Raw genomic sequence first — 17,511 nt, forward strand, 5'->3', positions numbered from 1 at the left:
CACCAATCACGTTTTCTGGGGCAGCGCGCCCCATCGCATCCAGGGGAGGTCTGCAATGAGCTGGACAAGAAGGGAATTCCTCGAGCTTGCATCGGCTGGTGCGGCGAGCGTGGGCCTTGCTGCCTGCAGCGCTCCCACGCGGCAGCAGCCTAGTGACACCACAGACCAGTCGGTCGATTCGACCTTGCAGCCCGCGGAGAACGTTGACCTGGGCGAGTTCAAGAGCCTGGCGCTCGACACCACTGCCTGGAAGTACGATGCAGACAACGACGTCTACTACCAGCTTGGCCTTACGTACTGCCTGAAGCCCGCCACGACCACCTACGAATCCCTGGCGATCTTCGTCCCCGGCAAGTACTTCACCGCCGAGAAGAAAGGCGACACCTACTCCTGCACCATAAACGATAAGGCCGTGGTGGGTGGCTTCACGCCGTCGACGGCGCCCATCCTTCTGCCCATCAACAGCGGCACGCTCTCCCCGCAGGCGAGTCCCACCAAGTACGGCTATGACGGGCTGGGCACCTTCCTCGATGCCGGCTGTATCTACGTCTATGCGGGCTTTCGCGGGAGAAGTGCCGGCTACGACTCCTCGAACGGCTCGACCGACCTCTATCCCGGAGGCGCCCCCTGGCCGGTGGTGGACCTCAAGGCTGCCATCCGCTACCTGCGCTACAACAAGGACGTGCTCCCCTGTGACGCGTCGCGGGTCTTCTCGTTTGGCTTCTCGGCGGGCGGCGGCGTAAGCGCGCTCCTCGGCTCTGCCGGTGATGCGGAGGCCTACCAGCCCTACCTGGACTCCATTGGCGCCATCACGCACGACGCCGAAGGCAACACGGTCTCCGACGCCATCTTTGGCAGCGCCTCATGGTGCCCCGTTACCTCCTTCGACACTGCCGACGCCTCCTACGAGTGGATGATGGGGCAGTTCTCGACCGCGGCCACACGCGCCGACGGCACATGGACTGCAGCTCTCTCACAGGGGCTTGCCGCAGACTACGCCAGCTACATCAACGCGATGGACCTACGCGATTCCGATGACTCCCAGCTCACGCTCGACGAGTCGGAGGGCAGCGTTTACACGCTGGGCTCCTACGCGAGCCAGATCCTCTCCATCCTCGACGAGTCTGCGACCAACTTTGTCTCGGACACCACGTTCCCGTACACGTACACACCGCAGCGTATCGACGACCCAACCTTTCCCGGCGATCCCAACCTTGCGACCACGCGAGCGTCAGAGGCTGCCGTGGCGGCGGCCAAACAGGGAGCCCAGTCCTCGGCAGAGGCGCAGTCTTCGGCAGAGACATCGGCCGACGGCAGCACGGAGACCACGGAGTCGACAGACGCGACCACGACGACTACGACAACCACGACCACGACGCTCCCCACGGGGACCACGCAGGTGCAGTCCACCATTTACGACACCGTGCAGAATTACTTCTCGGCACTGAACTCCGACTACTGGTGGATCAACTACAACGTGAGCCGCCAGACGGTCTCGATCTCGAGCCTGCGCGACTTCTCGACGCATCTGTGCCCCGCCGAGGCTTCGGTTCCCGCCTTCGACGCTGCTGACCGCTCCACCAAGACCAACCAGCTCTTTGGCATTGGCGAGGAGAGCACCCTGCACTTTGACGAGATCGTTGGCAATCGCGTGGCGGCAAACGCGGACAGCTACGCCACGCTCCAGGGCTGGGACGGGCCCTTTGCTACGGCCTGGCAGGACGACCTCGAGAAGACCGACTCCCTCGACACCGACATGGTCACACGCGTCTCGATGTTCAACCCGCTCTATTTCCTGAGTGGCACCTACGCAGGCTATGGCACGGGTGCGGTGGCGCCGCATTGGCGCATCAGCGACGGCGTCTTTGACACCACGACGCCGCTTGCCGTCTCGGCCAACCTGGCTTTGGCACTGCGCCACTTTAGCGGGGTCGAGGATGTGTCCTACGTGCCCGTGTGGGGTCAGGGCCACGTGATGGCCGAGCGCTCGGGCACCGCGAACGACAACCTTCTCGCCTGGATCGCCTCCTGCTGCGCATGAGACAAGGGACGGTCCCCTTGTCTCATGAGTGCGCCCCCGGTAGGTGGGATACCGGGGGCGTATGTGCATGGCAGCAAGGCTGGGGAAGAGGAGGGACAGCCTACCTGCCTGAGAAGAAATCGACGATTGCGTTCCAGATGTCGAGAAAGACGTTGCCCGTGCTCGTGGAGCCGCTTGCGGTGGGTTCCTCCGAGGTTGCAGTGCCATCCTGCGCTGTGTCCGACACAGTGGTGGCAGCGGTGATGTCTGAGTCGCCCATGGCAAATGTGGTGCTCGTGCCGCATTCCGCGTCGAAGGTACTGCGGTCGATGAGGTCGGTGCTGGCAGTCGATGCGCCCGTGCCGTCGTAGGTCGTGGAGTAGGCGCCTGTCACGGTGACGGTGAGGTCGGAGGTGCCCTGGACCATGGTCTGGCCGTTGGCCACGATTGTCACGGTCTTGCCGCTCTCGTCCACCACGCTTCCGCCGGAGGCCACGTTGAGCGCCGAGACGGTCGAGTCTGCCGTCACAACCCACGTTGACCCGTCGTCTACGTTTACGGTGATGGGGGAGTCGCTGGTAGAACCATTGGCGTTCTCAGTGATCGAGACCGCGCCCGTCCAGGTGCTGCTGTCTGTAAGGTAGAGCGCCAACGAGGAGGTCGTGTCCACGCTCACGTTGCCCCTGACATTCTCATCCGCAAGCGTCAGCGTTGCCGTGCCTCCGTTGGAGCCAGCCGTACCCCAGTTGTTGGAGTCGTTGCCCTCGATCTGGATGAGGTTGGCTGCCGAAGAGTCGTAATCGAGCTGTGTACCCTCAAGCAGGATGTTTGCCGTGGTGTTGGTCACGTAGAAGAACGACCCAGACTGGATGGCACTCGAGAGCTTGGAGCCAACCGCCTGGAAGCATGCTGCCTCGCCGGTTGTCGACTCGGCGTCACCCGAGGTGGACTGGTAGATGATGACCGCGTTGGCCACGGGGTCCGAAGCGGTCTTTTCGGTGATGGTGCTCGAAAGCGTCGAGTTGTTGATGAGGATGGTGTTGAGCCCCTCCATGCCGGCGATCTGGCTGCCGGTGGCGGTGCCCGTCACGCCCGAGACCTCGATGTCGCCGGTCGAGTAGAGCAGAGGCGAGCCGGACCCCGCAGTCGAGAGCGTGGAGCTGGTGACCGAGATGTTGCCGCCGCCACGGTCGGTGGCGATGCTTGCGCAGTGGTCGCCCTCGGTCGAGATGCCCATCTCGTTCGCGATGATGGTGCCGTCGTAGGTGGCATCAAGGCCACGCGAGTTGTCGGCCGAGGTCGTGATGGTGTCGCCGTTTGCGTAGATGGTTGCGCCGTCGGTGGCAAAGATTGCGTTGGAACCCTCGCTTGTGGCATTGAGCTTGGAGTTTGAGACCTTTGCGGTTGTCCCATCGCCCACGGCGAGAAGGATTGAGTTCACGCCATAGAAGTTGCAGTTGTCGCCGTTGGTGTCGTCGCCGGACTTCTCGAGCGTGACGCCGGAGAGCGCGAGTGTGCCGCCGTCCTCGGCCAGCGCCGCGTTGACGTCTGCATCGGTCGCGGTGATGGTCTGGCTTGAGGCCTCCTGCGTGTCTCCGTTGGCCACGAGGGTGCCGCAGAGGGCGCCCGTGTAGTCGTAGGTCATCGTGTTGGCTCCGCCGCCTGCGTCGCCGGGCGCACCTCCGTTGCCGGGTGCCTCGCCTCCACCGGAGGGCGGCTGTCCCGACGGGGCGGTTTGGCTCGCTTCGGCGCCGGAGCCGCTGGTACTGGAGCCCGCTGCCAGCGCGGGTAGGGGAGCAAGCGAGAGGAGCAGCGCTCCTGTGACAACTGCGATGCCTGCCTTGTGTACGATCTGGTCCACACACCCCATATTGTCTCTTCTCATCCCGGACCTCCTATGATGTGGTCTGGCAACGTTCCCTGGCCTCAGTATGTCCAGCCAAGGGCTGGGCTCCCGCGTCGTGGGCGCATCGACAGCACGTGGGCATAATGTTGAATCAACTCTCAAAGGTCCCTGTGTGAATACTGAAGTGAGACAAGGGGGCTGTCCCTCTGTCTCCTGCTATTGTTAGCGGAGGAAACGGCACACCCAGACGATTGGCACGCACATGGATCAGGACACGTTCGGCGAGAACAGCGCACGTACGACAGCCACAGCCCTTACCAGGCGGGGATTCTTGACCCTGACGCTTGTTGCGGCGTCGCTCTCGCTTGCCGCCTGCGGCACCCCTTCTGACGCGGGTGGCGAGAGCAGCACAAGCTCGACGACTTCCTCCTCGGATGGCTCCACCAGCGTCTCGACTGACGCTGACACCAGCGGCCAGCCCACGGGGACCTACGCCTCGGGCGTCCACCACGCGACCATCGACGTCACGGATTACGGCACCATCTCGGTCGCGCTCAACGCCGACGTTGCGCCCATCACCGTCTCGAACTTCGCCGGCCTTGTCGAGCAGGGCTTCTACAACGGCCTTACCTTCCACCGTGTGGTGAGGGACTTCATGATTCAAGGCGGCGACCCCAATGGCGACGGCACGGGCGGCTCTGACAAAACCATCAAGGGAGAGTTCTCTGCCAATGGGGTCACGAACAGCATTGCCCACGTGCGCGGCACCATCTCGATGGCGCGTTCGTCGGATTACAACTCGGCCAGCTCGCAGTTCTTTATCGTTCAGAAGGCGGCCTCGTCGCTCAACGGGCAGTACGCCGCCTTCGGCAACGTGACCGATGGCATGGACGTGGTTGACGCCATCGTGGACGCAACGGCCGACAAGGGAGATTCCAACGGCATTCTTCCCGCCGGGGACCAGCCGGTGATTGCCTCCATCGCGATGGCGGACTAACGCCGGCGCTGGCGGTTTTGCTCCCGGCGCCTGTACGCGGCCCATCCGACATCTTGGAAATCGTGCATCACGTCATCGAAATAAACGTAATAAAATAGTGGCCTTTGCGCCATATGGCAAGGGGTATATCAAAAAGCTATAAAAAACGCTGCTATGCTGCTATAATCTCATACATGAGAAAGGAGATTCTGCATGTATGAGATTGGTGAGTATGTTGTCCATCCGGGTCAGGGCGTGTGCCGCGTCGAGGATGTGACGGATGGTCCCAGCCCCTGCTACCAGCTCATGCCCGTGGGTGAGCGCCGCCCCATGCGCATCAGCTACCCTGTCTCCAGTGAGTCTCGCCTGCGTCCGGTCCTCTCGGCCGAAGAGGCTCGCGCCATTATTGACGAGTATCCCACCATGGAGGCGGAGCCGTACTCAGAGCATAGTGGGACCCTTGAAGAGCAGCACTTCAAGGACGAGATTCGCCGTGGCAGCTGCCTAGATTCCGTGCGCATCGCGAAGACCTTCCGCGAGCGCATCGACAAGGCCAAGTCCCGCAACAAGAAGCCACCCGTGGCATTCGACCGCATACTCAAGCTGGCAACCGCCCGCTCGCTCCAGGAGCTCTCCGTCGCGCTTGACACTACGCCCGAGGACGTCCAGGCGCTCTTCCAGGGCGCACTCGACGCCGCAGAAGGGGAGAACTAGCGAGAGAAGCACGATTCCGCGGCAACCGCCGCCGGCTGCCTCCCACACAACGCCGGCCGCCACGCGCGGTCGGCGCTCTCTCGTATGCGACCCTTGTCGTGCGCATTCTTTCCGCTGCGTTGCCATTCCCGGTGGCAGGCGACCTGTGCCGCTCTTCTTGAGTAGAATTAGCTCCAAATACAAGATGGCCTCGACCGAGGAGGGTTCGTGCCTACCGCAGACGAGACAGACAAGAACCGCGCGATCATCACCGTCCTAGGGCATGACCGCCCGGGTATTGTTGCAGCAGTGTCCACGGAGCTCTCCGAGCGTTCCGTAAACATCCTCGACATCTCGCAGACCATTCTGCAGGGCACGTTCACGATGACCATGCTCGTGGACCTGGCCGAGGTCGAGACGGACTTCTCCGAACTCAAGGGGGCTCTCGACGCGCTCTCGGAGCGACTGGGCGTTCAGATTCGCATCCAGCGCGAGGAAGTCTTCCACTATATGTACCGCCTGTAGCCCATATCCGCGCAAATACACGGCCAGTTTTGCGTTCGCCCCGCGTTTTAGGGCGGAGAGAAAGGTGTTAGGCAATGCCCCTTTTCAAAACAAACCGCAGCAGGAACGAGGTCTTTGGGCCCATCCTCTCGACGCTCGACACCTCCGCCATGACCCACGTGGTGGATGCCTACCCCATGCCCTCCAAGGGGCTGGGACGGCCTCCCGTCTCTGATGGCCTCTACGAGGGCTACAAGGACGCCGACGTCTTTGACGGAGGCCTCTACGGCCGCTACGACGTGAAACGCGGCCTGCGCAACGCCGATGGCTCTGGCGTGCTGGTGGGTCTCACCACCATCTCGAACGTGCACGGCTACGCCAAGGAGAACGGCGTTGTTATGCCCGACAAGGGCGACCTCATCCTTCGCGGCTACCATATCGAGGACTTGGTGGCAGGTCCGCAGAGAGAGGACCGCTTTGGCTACGAGGAGGTTGCCTACCTTGTGATCACGGGGCACCTGCCCACGGCTGGCGAGCTGGACGACTTCCGTGCCCGCATCGACTCGCGCAGGCAGCTTCCCGACGGCTACCTCTCGATCTTCCCCCGCACTACCTACAGCCACTCGATCATGAATGTGCTGCAGCGCGCGACGCTCCTGCTGTATGCCTTCGACCCCATGCCTGACGACACGTCACCTGAGCACGAGATTGACGTGGCGCTCTCGCTTCTCGGCCGCTGGCCGCGCACGGCTGCCGTGGCGCACGCCGCAAGCGAGGCTGCCATGAACGAGGACCGTCTGGTGGTGCCGCCCGCGCGCGAGGGCTTCTCGATGGCCGAGACGGTGCTCGACGTGCTCCGCGGCGACGAGGGCTTCTCGCACGAAGAGGCCATGATGCTCGATGTGATGCTCACGCTTCACGTCGAGCACGGCGGCGGCAACAACTCCACGTTCACCACGCGCGTGCTGTCGTCTTCGGGCACCGACGCATACTCCGCCTACGCTGCCGCTCTGGGCTCGCTCAAGGGTCCCAAGCACGGCGGCGCCAACTTCAAGGTTGGCCAGATGATTGACGACATCGGCGCACACGTGGCCGATTGGACCAATGACGACGAGGTTGCAGGCTATCTCGAGAAGATCGTCCGAGGCGAGGCGTTTGACCAGACTGGGCTCATCTATGGCTTGGGCCATGCGGTCTACACGCTCTCCGATCCCCGCGCACAGCTGGTCAAGCGCTACGCGCGCAAGCTCGCGCGCCAGAAGGGCGCCGAGGACAAGCTCGACCTCATCGAGAGCATCGAGCGCCTGGGGCCACAGGTCATGCGCGACGTGAAGGGGACCAAAAAGCCCCTCTGCGCCAACATCGACATGTATACCGGTTTTGTGTACTCAATGCTGGGTGTGCCCAAGGACCTCTACACCCCGATCTTTGCCATGGCTCGCGTGGCCGGCTGGGCTGCGCACCGCATGGAGGAGCTCTACGGTGCGGGCCGCATCATCCGACCGGCGTACCGCTCGGTCTTCGACATGCGCGACTATGTGCCGCTGGCGGAGCGCGGAGCCGCAGCAGGGAGCGACGCGGCTGCGGACGCGGGTGTCGAAGAGGGCGAGACGGATGGCCGCTAGCTGGCATCCCGGCTCGGGTGGTGCTTCTGGCAACCGCGTGCGGCCGCGCATCGTCTTCGCCGACATGGACGATACCTTCCTCGCCCCAGACAAGACGCTGCTGCCGCGCAACATGGACATGCTCGACCGTCTCGCCGAGGAGGGCATCGAGTTTGTGCCATGCACGGGTCGCGCTTGGAGCTCCATTCCGACCGCGGTCCGGTGCCATCCGGCCACACGCTATGCCGTGCCAGACGATGGTTCGGTGGTGGTGGAGGCACCGTCAGGGCACGTGATCTTCGATTGCGCCGTTGGTGTCAATCGTGCGCTGTTGCTCTTCTCGCGCGTTGAGGGCCTTCTCGACAGAGCGACCTTCGACGTGTTTGCCGACGGGCTGGTGTACGTGGACCAGGCGGGATGGGACCTCCTGGGGTGTTTGGGCCTCTCTGAGGTGCAGCTTGCCTACATGCGTCGGTCGCGCACGATTGCGACGCTGCCGCTGCCGCGACTCATGCGCGAGGCTGGGCTGGTGGAGCGCGTGGGCATGTGCTGGGGGGACGTCCCGGGGGCGGCTGGGGTTGGCGCGGCTGCGCGCACTGCCGTCGAGCGTGACCCCACGCTGCGCTATACCGGCTCGTACGGGAGCGCCATCGAGATCGTCGACGCCCGCGCCTCCAAGGGGGCGGCGCTCACGTGGCTCTGCGGGTACCTGGGGATTTCCGTCGAGGCCTCCGTGGCCTTTGGCGACTCTCCCAACGACCTCGAGATGATTCGCGCGGCGGGGGATGGCGTGGCCGTGGGCAACGCGTGCGACGCACTGCGAGGCGAAGCGGACCACGTGACGGCGACTAATGCCGAGAGTGGCTTCGCGACGTACCTGGAGGGCGTGCTGGGGGCGTAGATTGCGCCGCCCGCCGCGACGCTTGTCTCCCTGCCAAGACGTCGAGGCAAACGGTTGGGTTGCGGTTGGCACATCTGCCACTCTCGATGGCGTCGCAAGCCTCTGCCTGCCAGGCTTTGCCGACTATGCGGCAAGCAGGATGCCGGGGAAGTGATATCCAAGCGGGCGAGAGGCCCTGATGGACGGAGTTTGCAAATCCTTGGCTAAGCGCTGCGTCAGGCAGTGCGGGCACATACAATGTGACGCAGAGCAGCGCGCTGCTCTCGGGCTCTATGGGTTCAGGCGTCCTTGCGGAGAATGATATGAGTTCCAACTGGATTGTGTGCTCCACAGCAGTTACGTTTGGCAGGGGCTCGGACGAGCCCATCGAGCGGCTAAAGGCTGCCGGCTGCGAGGTTCGCCTCAACCCGTATGGCCGCCCACTCACAAAGGAGGAGATGCTCGACTTCGCGGGAGATGCCAGCGCAATTATCTTGGGCAACGATGACCTGCCCGCCAGCGTCATTCGCCGTCTGAAGAGGCTCCGCATCATTGCCCGGTATGGCGTCGGTTTTGATGGCGTTGACATTGCCGAGGCACGTGACCTGGGTATCGAGGTCACCTATGCCCCGGCTTCCAACCGAGAGGAGACGGCAGATTTCACCTTTGGTCTCATCCTTGACCTGGAGCGCCATATCTCGCAGATGGTCATTGACACTCGTTCCGGCGGTTGGACCAAACTCACTGGGACCAGCCTTTACGGGAAGACCATCGGCATAATAGGGGTGGGGCAGATTGGCTGCGCTGTTGCCCGACGAGCAATGGGCTTTGGCATGGACATATTGGGCTACGACATTGTCCAGCGCAATGAGGCCACGGTTTACGGGGTTGTCTACACCACCCTCAACGACCTGTTGAGAAGGTCTGACATCATCACCATTCACTTGCCTTTGGACGAATCGACGAGGAACCTTCTCGGGGCGCGTGAGCTTAGGCTCGTAAAGCCGGGCTCCATTCTCATCAACACGGCGCGAGCGGGAATCGTTAGGCACGGTGCGCTCGACAACGCACTCCAATCAGGCGCGCTCGCCGGTTTTGCGATTGACGTGTTCTCCAAGGAGCCGCCCGAGCACCAGCCCTACTACGACTACGACAATGTGCTGGTCACACCTCACGTTGCCGGGAATACTTTCGAGAGTAGCCGTCGCATGGGCAATATCGTGGTGGACAACATACTGGCTGTGAAGTCTGGGGTGGAGCCCCCTGATCCCATTACGCCTCAGCATCTCTACGAGTCGATGATTGTGATGGGGCAGTCCACCGGGAAACAGTAGGCCACGGCTTGTCCTGTGGTATCTACCGTGCCAGATGGGTAGGACCGGACTCTTCGAGCCCGTGCGTCGGCTCAGCTGACGAGCACTGTCCTCATTTATGCATTTATTTGGTAAACTAATGCACTATTAATAGCGAAAAAAGCATTATTTCGGCGTTTAAAATATGAAGAAATGATGAATATACCTCTCTATCATTAAAAAGTATGCATTTAAAATTCTTAAATACCATGAATAATGGCATTTAATCTCACAAATTAATACAAAAAATGCGCATTCAAAAATACTGGTTGTACTTATGGTGAGATTGTGGTCAAATTTCCTTAACAAGCACAGTTAATGCAATTGTCTCAACGTATGCTCGCAATGCAAATCAGGAGGGTATGACGTGATTGACCCCAGTATCACCAAGTTCCCCAAAGTAACGGTCATTCTCCGGGGATACACGTATGAGCAAGTTCGATGCGTAGTAAAAAACATGGTTGGCACTAGGCTGAGAGCCGTCGAGGTTGCCATGAACACGACTGACGCAGCGAAGATCATCGAGGGAGTCTCCAGGGAATTTGGCGATGAGGTTCTAGTTGGCGCTGGTACCGTCATCTCCAGTGTCCGGGCAAATGCCGCAGTTGAGGCAGGGGCTCGTTTTGCGCTCTCGCCCATCTGCTTCACGCAGGAGATCTTTAGCATCTGCAAGGCAAACGGCCTCATGACCGTCCCCTCGGCCTTCTCGCCTTCCGAGGTCTGGAACATGTTCGAGATGGGCGCAGACATCGTGAAGGTCTTTCCGGCGGGGACCCTTGGCCCCAAGTACGTAAGGGATATCCAGGCGCCTCTCAACCCCATGCCCATCATGGTCGTGGGCGGGGTGAATGGCGACAACTGCCAGGAGTTCTTTGACAACGGTGCCAGCTATGCAGGCATCGGCTCCGGGATCTTTGACCCCAAGCACATCATCGAAGCCGATGACGCGGGGCTCAAGGCGGATATCGAGGCGTTTGAGCAAAAGGTCCGCTGGTAGGAGAGAGGAGGATCCGGAATGGCAGACGTTGCATTTGGCCCTGAGCTCGTTGTGATTCTCGACGGAGCCAAGAGCTATCAGGATGTCGAGAAGGCACTTGCAAGTAGGCTCGTAGAGCTGGGGTACGCAAAGGAGAGTTACCCACAGGCCATCGCCGAGCGCGAGGTTGACTATCCAACCGCTCTTGATGTCCAAGGTATAAACGCCGCAATGCCGCACTGTGCCGTGGAGAACGTGAACAAGGCAGCCGTATGTGTTGGGGTACTCAAGGAGCCTGTGGACTGGCGCAAGATGGATGACCCTGACTCAACGTGCAAGGTGTCGCTGGTTGCCATGCTTGCCCTTGTTGAGGCCCATGCGCATTTGGACATGCTGCAGAAGGTCGTTTCTCTCATCCAAAACCAAGGACTCATGAAGAGAATCATCGCTTCTGGTAGCAAAGAAGAGACCTTCGAGCTGCTGAAAGGCAGTCTTGCATAGGGTTTGATGCACGTAATGGTGATGGTACGCGGATAGGGAAGGGATTAGAAATGGCAAAGCGCATATTGGTTGCGTGTGGCAATGGGGTTGCAACGTCAACCGTAGTCGCAAGCAAGATTAGAGACTACTGCAAGTCTAAGGGTTTGGATGTTCAGACCAATCAGTGCAGAATGATTGAGCTACACGACAAGGGCGATGGATACGACCTGATTGTGACTTCGGGCAAGTTCTCCGATCCCGACATCAAGACGCCCGTAATCATGGGCATCAGCCTTCTGACTGGCATTGGTGCCGACAAGACCCTCGAGCAGATTTACCAGGCAGTAAAGGACTAAATGCCCGCTGCATTTGAGACTGGGCGGAGTAGTGATACGGCAGAACTCCCGAGAAAAAGGATCCTGAATGGACGTTGTTGTTAACGGCATCTACGCCGCGTTCCAAGCCTTCCTGAGTGCAGGCGCATACGTGATGCTTCCCGTGATTATTACCGTCCTTGGACTGGTCTTTAGACTAAAGGTCTCCAAGGCGTTCCAGTGCGGCATCACCATTACGTGTGGCTTTGTTGGGATTAACCTCCTTGTAAACCTCTTGAAGACAGCTGTGACCCCTGCGGCATCGGGGATGGTTACCAACTTTGGCCTGTCCCTTGACGTGACTGATGTAGGTTGGGGTGCCGTCTCTTCTGTTACTTGGGCGTCACCAATCGTCGCCTTCTTGGTGTTCGAGATTTTGGGCATTAACATCCTCATGCTTGTCCTTAAGAAGACCAACACCATGGATGTTGATATCTGGAACTACCACCACATGATGATTGCCGGAATCCTCGTCTTCTTTGTGACCAGCAACTTCGTGCTTGCCCTAGTTGCAACTGGTCTGATGGCCATCATTTCCTTCAAGCTTTGCGACTGGACCCAGCCGCTTGTCGAGCACTTCTTCGGCATTCCCGACGTTTCCCTGCCTACGGTTTCCTACATCTCCTCAATCATCATTGCGGCTCCTATCAACTGGCTCATTGACCGCATTCCCGGGGTGCGTGACATCAGCTTCTCCATTAAGGGCGTGCAGAAGAAGATTGGCTTCATTGGCGACCCGATGATCCTTGGCTTCATTCTTGGCTGCGCAATGGGTCTTCTTGCTTGGCTGCCTTGGAGCCAGGTTGTCCTCACCGGAGTTAACGTTGCTGCCGTCATGGCGCTTATGCCCAAGATGACCTCCATGTTCGTCGAGGGTCTCATGCCCATCTCCGAGGCTGCCCAGGAGTTCACCTCCAAGAAGTTTGGTGGAAAGGCCCTGACCATCGGACTGGATGCGGCGGTTGTTGTTGGAAACCCTGACGTTATCACCACGGCCCTTATCATGATCCCCATCACAATTCTTCTCGCCTTCATCCTTCCGGGCAACCACATGATGCCGCTTGCCGACCTTGCTGTTGTCACGTTCCGAGTGGCTCTGGTTGTGGCCCTCTGCCGTGGCAATGTCTTCCGCTCCATTCTCGTGTCGATTCCTGTCATGGCGGCCATTCTCTACGCTGGGACCGCTGCCGCGCCGTTCATGACCGGGCTTGCTCAGTCCGCCGGTCTTGCTTTTGATGGCCAGATTGCTTCTATGGCTGGCCCGTCTCTTACCCAGACTGCAATCGTCTTCTGGACCTGCATCTCCGCTAATCCTTGGCTCGGCATCGCTATTCTCGTTGCGGTGTTTGCCTTCGTGTGGTGGTTTGTCGAGGAGAAGGTCACCATGGAGAAGATTCAGGCATACGCAGAGCAGGCTCAGGAGTAGTGGGATTCCCATTGCCCTGACGGATCGAAAGGCGGATTCTGCCGTAGGGACAGTGTCCGCCTTCGTGCAAGGAGTAGATATGCAACGCAAGATAGATCAGCTCGAGCCGTTCCAGAGGGCAATCTCCAAGGCGCACCTTGCCTCGGCCGGCATCTCCATCGACTCGCTCGAGGATCCCGACAGGCCCCTCATTGCCATTGCGAACAGCTGGAACGAGGTATGTCCCGGCCACGAGCCATTGCGCCAGCTTGCGGCGGAGGTCAAGAAGGGAATACTCGAGGCGGGTGGGGAGCCCATCGAGTTCAACACGATTGGCATGTGCGATGGCGTTGCGCAGGGGCATCCCGGCATGCGCTACTGCCTGCCCCACCGTGACCTCATCACGGACTCCTGCGAGGCCATGATCGTGGGCGAAGGCGTCTTTGACGGCGTGGTCTACATGGGCTCCTGCGACAAGATCATCCCCGGCATGCTCAACGCCGCCGCGCGAATCGACCTCCCCTCGGCCATCGTTACCGCTGGTCCCTGCTATGACGAGATCAGGCCGTCCGAGTCCAAGGCGCTGAGGGCGCGCTTCCTTCGCGGCGAGGCGACGGAGCGCGAGGTCATCGAGGGTACGCTCAGGTACTACACCGGGCCTGGCGTCTGCCCCTTCCTGGGCACCGCCAACACCATGGGGTGCCTCTCCGAGGGCTTGGGAATGATGCTTCCGTACGGTGCCCTTTGGCCAAGCTCTACAAGCCAACGGCGCTTCTCGGCACGTCAGACCGGTGCTCGTGTGGTTGACCTCGTGCGCAGGGGCATCCGGCCCTCGGACATCATGACGCAAGCATCGCTCGACAACGCGGTGAGGCTCCTTGCCTCCATCGGTGGGTCTCTCAACGCCATGGTGCACCTGCCTGCCCTTGCCCGCGAGCTGGGGCTGGAGGTCACATGGGACAAGGTCGCGGACATCACCAGCCGAACCCCGGTCGTGTGCGATGTGGTCCCCAACGGGGACATCAGCTGCATCAACCTCTACAAGGCAGGCGGCGTCCCGGCGGTTCTCAAGACCATCGAGGGAGACCTCGACACTTCCGTGATGACCGTCACCGGAAGGACCCTTGGCGAGAACCTTGACCGAGAAGTGCAGGTCGACCGTGCCGTCATTCGCACGCAGGACGACTCTGCTTCCGTGTGCAACGGCATCCAGGTGCTGTATGGAAACCTGGCCTCCGAGGGTGCACTCGTGAAGACAAGCGCCGTGCCTGCGGGGCAGCATGTCTGGACTGGTCGTGCCCAAGTGTTCAACTCCGAGGAGGAGGCGTTTGCGGCGTACAACCGGCATGCCATCACGGCCGGCACCGGCGTCGTCGTGCGCTACGAGGGTCCGAAGGGCGGCCCCGGCATGAAGGAGCTGCACCGTGTGACCGAAATCATGAAGGGCATCCCCAACTCCGCGGTCATCACCGACGGACGCTTCTCTGGAGCTTCGGGCGGGCTCTCCGTTGGGTACCTCTGCCCAGAGGCCCTCGATGGCGGGGCAATCGCCCTGGTTCGGGATGGGGACGAGATCCACGTCGATCTCTCGAAGAACCTCATAGAGCTGCATGTCTCAGACGAGGAGCTTGCCGCGCGCCGTGCGACATGGAAGCCTGTCATCCGCGAGAATGGCGGGCACCTGCTCAAGCGGTATGCGGAACAGGTGGAGTCCGCGAAGGCCGGAGCCGTGCTGCGCTAAGGCTTCTGGACTGTTGGGTCGGGGCTCAGGCCCCGGGTGGCGGCAAACCCAGCCTCCTGGTGCCCAGAACCCGACCTTCCGCCGCAGCATCCCCGCCGATGCCCCGCGCTCACTACAAGAAGCGGCGCCCTGCGCGTGCGCGCAGGGCGCCGCAACAAGATTTCGTGGCTCTTCTCGGCTGGCCCTTAGTTGGACTCGTCGCGGTCATCGAGGTTGAGCTTGGCCTCCGCCGCCCTCACGGCGCACTCGAGTTCCTCCTGTTCCTCCTCCCCGTCGGAGTCCTCCTCGTCGCCGTCGTCGATACGCAGCGGCTTGAAGCTTGCCGTGTCACCGCCAACCAGGGTCCTCTCGGCGTCCGACGCGTTCTCCTCGCGCTCGTTGTGCATGGAGGCCGAGAAGATGTCCTCGTCATCGGAGTCGTCGTTGTTCTCGGCGGGTCTGGCTGGGGCCTTGGGTGCCGCTGCCAGCACCGCGTTGGCGTCAAGTGGGATGCGTGTGAGCTTGTGCTGACGCTTGGTCTTGGCAAAGAGCGGCACGTACTCAAAGATTACCGAGGAGTTCTCGAGCCCGTACCAGCGCATGGGCGTGCCGCACAGGCGACGGATGAAGTACTTCATCTCGATGGTGTGCGTGTCTGTGCCGGAGATGTCGGTCTCGGGCGAGAGAACCTTGCGAATCAGGCAGAAGCGGAAGTCGCCGACGATGCTGTGCTTGCGGTAGATCGAGTACTTGTGGTCCTGCGGCGCCAGCTGGTTGTGCTCCACGAGATCCTCGACAATCTGGTAGAGGTACGTGTTCACGCGCTGGTTCACGCGGAAGCCCAGACGCAGCTGCACCTTGAACACGAAGTCGGTGTCAAAGGCGTTGACTATGTACTCATGGGTGTAGGGCTCGTCGGTCACCTGGACGTTAAGGAAGTAGTAGGCCTTTGCGCGCTTGGGGCGCTTGTCCAGGATCGAGTAGAGGATGTCGCGGTCGAGCTTGTCGAGCGACGAATCGTTGGTGAGAAAGACCAGGTTGTCGGCAAGCAGGGGATAGGACTCGTCGTGCGAGAGGTCGAAGAGTTGGTCGAGGTACTTGCGGACCGGCAGGTAGACAGACTGCGTGCGCTCGATGGCCGTGCCGCGGCGCCAGATGTACATGACCAGGAAGAGCACCGTGGCGAGAAGAACGGTGACGTACCCGCCGTGGAAGAACTTGGTGAGGCTCGAGAAGAAGAACATGAGTTCGACGGTGCCAAAGAAAACGAGGAACACCACGGCCGCCACGGGCTTGCGACGGGTGTGCGAGAGGTACGTGAACAGCAGGATCGTGGTCATGAGCATGGTGCAGGTGATAGCCAGGCCGTAGGCTGCTTCCATGTGCTCGGAGGTCTGGAAGAGCAGGACCACACCCATGCAGCCAATCCACATGATGTTGTTGACCAGCGGGATGTAAATCTGGCCGCGCGTCTCGGAGGGGTAGTTGATCTTCATGTGGGGCATGAGGTCAAGGCGGATGGCCTCAGAGACAATGGAGTAGGAGCCGGTGATGAGGGCCTGCGAGGCGATGATGGCCGCGAAGGTGGAGAGAATCACGGCAAAGACGCGGGACTCCTCGGGCAGCATCTGGAAGAAGGGGTTGAGGTCCGTGATGGCGGCAAGCTCGCTGCTGCCGTGGTTGGCGACGATCCAGGCCCCCTGGCCCAAGTAGTTGAGGATGAGGCAGAGCTTCACGAACGGCCAGGAGAGGTAGATGTTCGCCTTGCCCACGTGGCCCATGTCGGAGTAGAGGGCCTCGGCGCCGGTGGTGCAGAGGAAGACGTTGCCTAGGACCATGAGGCCGGCGGCGTTGAGGTGGTTGTCAAAGAGGAACATGATGCCACGCAGCGGGTTGAGCGCACGGAAGACGTTGAGGTCGAGGCCCACGTTGAGAAGGCCGGCGATGCCCAGGAAGAGGAACCACACGGTCATGACCGGGCCAAAGGCCTTGCCAATGGTGGAGGTGCCCGCCCTCTGCAAGGCAAAGAGGATGCAGAGGATGATGAGAGTGATGCCGACCACGATGGCCTGGTTGGTTCCGATGATGCCGTAGAAGAAGTCGATGGTGCGCAGGCCCTCGATGGCGGTGGTTACCGTGACGGCGGGCGTCAGGATGCCGTCGGCGAGAAGGGCCGCGCCGCCGATCATGGCGGGGATGATGAGCCACTTGCCGCAGCGCTTGACGAGGCTGTACAGCGCGAAGATGCCGCCCTCGTTATGGTTGTCGGCCTTCATTGCCACCAGCACGTACTTGACCGTGGTGATGAGCGTGATGGTCCAGATGAGTAGCGACAGCGCCCCCAGGACCACGTCCTCGCCCATCGTGGACAGACCGCCGTTGCCGGTCATGATTGCCTTGAGGGTGTACATGGGACTCGTACCGATGTCGCCGTAGACGACGCCCAGCGTTACGAGAACCATCCCTGCCGAGAGTGGAATGCCGCCCTTCCTGACGGGCTTCCTGGCTCGTTTGGCTGCGATTGGTGCATTGGATGTGGCCATGACGCTCCAATTTCCGTGGGTCCTACCTGCGTAACCCCGTGTTTCCCGACGTATCCCAGATACAAGTCGCTAAATATAGCACTCTCCTATAGCACTCTCCTATAGCACTCTCCTGAAAGGAGTACGAGTGCTCCACTC

Annotated in this window: 14 protein-coding genes; 12 read left to right on the forward strand and 2 right to left on the reverse strand. The window is 60.9% G+C overall.

The annotated features are described in order from the left end of the window. The first annotated feature begins 55 nt into the window (after positions 1-55). Complete coding sequence (locus tag E0E00_RS13135; protein ID WP_130812988.1) at positions 56-2,041, forward strand: subtype A tannase; 1,986 nt, start codon at positions 56-58, stop codon at positions 2,039-2,041. 100 nt (positions 2,042-2,141) lie between these two features. Here the strand turns inward: E0E00_RS13135 and E0E00_RS13140 are convergent, their stop codons facing one another. Continuing rightward, a complete protein-coding gene (locus tag E0E00_RS13140) occupies positions 2,142-3,905 on the reverse strand; it encodes an adhesin (protein WP_130812989.1) in 1,764 nt (587 codons plus the stop codon). 223 nt (positions 3,906-4,128) lie between these two features. Here E0E00_RS13140 and E0E00_RS13145 point away from each other — a divergent pair, with 223 nt between their 5' ends. The 11 genes from E0E00_RS13145 (at position 4,129) to ilvD (ending at position 14,851) form a co-directional block, all read left to right on the forward strand. Further along, entirely contained in the window at positions 4,129-4,863 is a 735-nt protein-coding gene (locus E0E00_RS13145; protein ID WP_130812990.1) for a peptidylprolyl isomerase, read from the forward strand. A gap of 192 nt (positions 4,864-5,055) precedes the next feature. Beyond that, positions 5,056-5,556: a CarD family transcriptional regulator gene (locus E0E00_RS13150; protein ID WP_130812991.1), complete on the forward strand. Its 501-nt coding sequence runs from the start codon at positions 5,056-5,058 to the stop codon at positions 5,554-5,556. A gap of 207 nt (positions 5,557-5,763) precedes the next feature. Continuing rightward, positions 5,764-6,060: an ACT domain-containing protein gene (locus tag E0E00_RS13155; protein ID WP_130812992.1), complete on the forward strand. Its 297-nt coding sequence runs from the start codon at positions 5,764-5,766 to the stop codon at positions 6,058-6,060. Positions 6,061-6,134: 74 nt separating this feature from the next. Further along, positions 6,135-7,664: a citrate synthase gene (locus E0E00_RS13160; RefSeq protein ID WP_242622276.1), complete on the forward strand. Its 1,530-nt coding sequence runs from the start codon at positions 6,135-6,137 to the stop codon at positions 7,662-7,664. Continuing rightward, positions 7,654-8,544, forward strand: a complete 891-nt coding sequence (locus E0E00_RS13165; RefSeq protein ID WP_165443705.1) for an HAD family hydrolase — start codon at positions 7,654-7,656, stop codon at positions 8,542-8,544. The genes E0E00_RS13160 and E0E00_RS13165 overlap by 11 nt, the downstream gene beginning before the upstream one ends. 302 nt (positions 8,545-8,846) lie before the next feature. Continuing rightward, the gene (locus E0E00_RS13170) at positions 8,847-9,857 is read left to right on the forward strand and encodes a phosphoglycerate dehydrogenase (RefSeq protein ID WP_130812994.1); all 1,011 of its coding nucleotides are present in this window, start codon (positions 8,847-8,849) and stop codon (positions 9,855-9,857) included. Between the two features lie 385 nt (positions 9,858-10,242). Further along, positions 10,243-10,872 (forward strand): bifunctional 4-hydroxy-2-oxoglutarate aldolase/2-dehydro-3-deoxy-phosphogluconate aldolase, encoded by a 630-nt coding sequence (locus E0E00_RS13175; RefSeq protein ID WP_130812995.1) that lies wholly within the window; start codon positions 10,243-10,245, stop codon positions 10,870-10,872. An 18-nt stretch (positions 10,873-10,890) separates the two neighbouring features. After that, positions 10,891-11,352, forward strand: a complete 462-nt coding sequence (locus E0E00_RS13180; RefSeq protein ID WP_130812996.1) for a PTS sugar transporter subunit IIA — start codon at positions 10,891-10,893, stop codon at positions 11,350-11,352. A 50-nt stretch (positions 11,353-11,402) separates the two neighbouring features. Continuing rightward, on the forward strand, positions 11,403-11,687 hold the full coding sequence (locus tag E0E00_RS13185; RefSeq protein WP_130812997.1) for a PTS sugar transporter subunit IIB: 285 nt from the start codon (positions 11,403-11,405) through the stop codon (positions 11,685-11,687). A gap of 67 nt (positions 11,688-11,754) precedes the next feature. Next, the gene (locus tag E0E00_RS13190) at positions 11,755-13,131 is read left to right on the forward strand and encodes a PTS galactitol transporter subunit IIC (RefSeq protein WP_130812998.1); all 1,377 of its coding nucleotides are present in this window, start codon (positions 11,755-11,757) and stop codon (positions 13,129-13,131) included. Between the two features lie 79 nt (positions 13,132-13,210). Further along, the gene (gene ilvD / locus E0E00_RS13195; protein ID WP_130812999.1) at positions 13,211-14,851 is read left to right on the forward strand and encodes a dihydroxy-acid dehydratase; all 1,641 of its coding nucleotides are present in this window, start codon (positions 13,211-13,213) and stop codon (positions 14,849-14,851) included. A 185-nt stretch (positions 14,852-15,036) separates the two neighbouring features. Here the strand turns inward: ilvD and E0E00_RS13200 are convergent, their stop codons facing one another. Further along, entirely contained in the window at positions 15,037-17,373 is a 2,337-nt protein-coding gene (locus E0E00_RS13200) for a KUP/HAK/KT family potassium transporter (RefSeq protein ID WP_130813000.1), read from the reverse strand. Between the last annotated feature and the right edge of the window lie 138 nt (positions 17,374-17,511).

This window comes from Olsenella sp. Marseille-P4559, from assembly GCF_900605015.1.
GTDB lineage: Bacteria > Actinomycetota > Coriobacteriia > Coriobacteriales > Atopobiaceae > Tractidigestivibacter.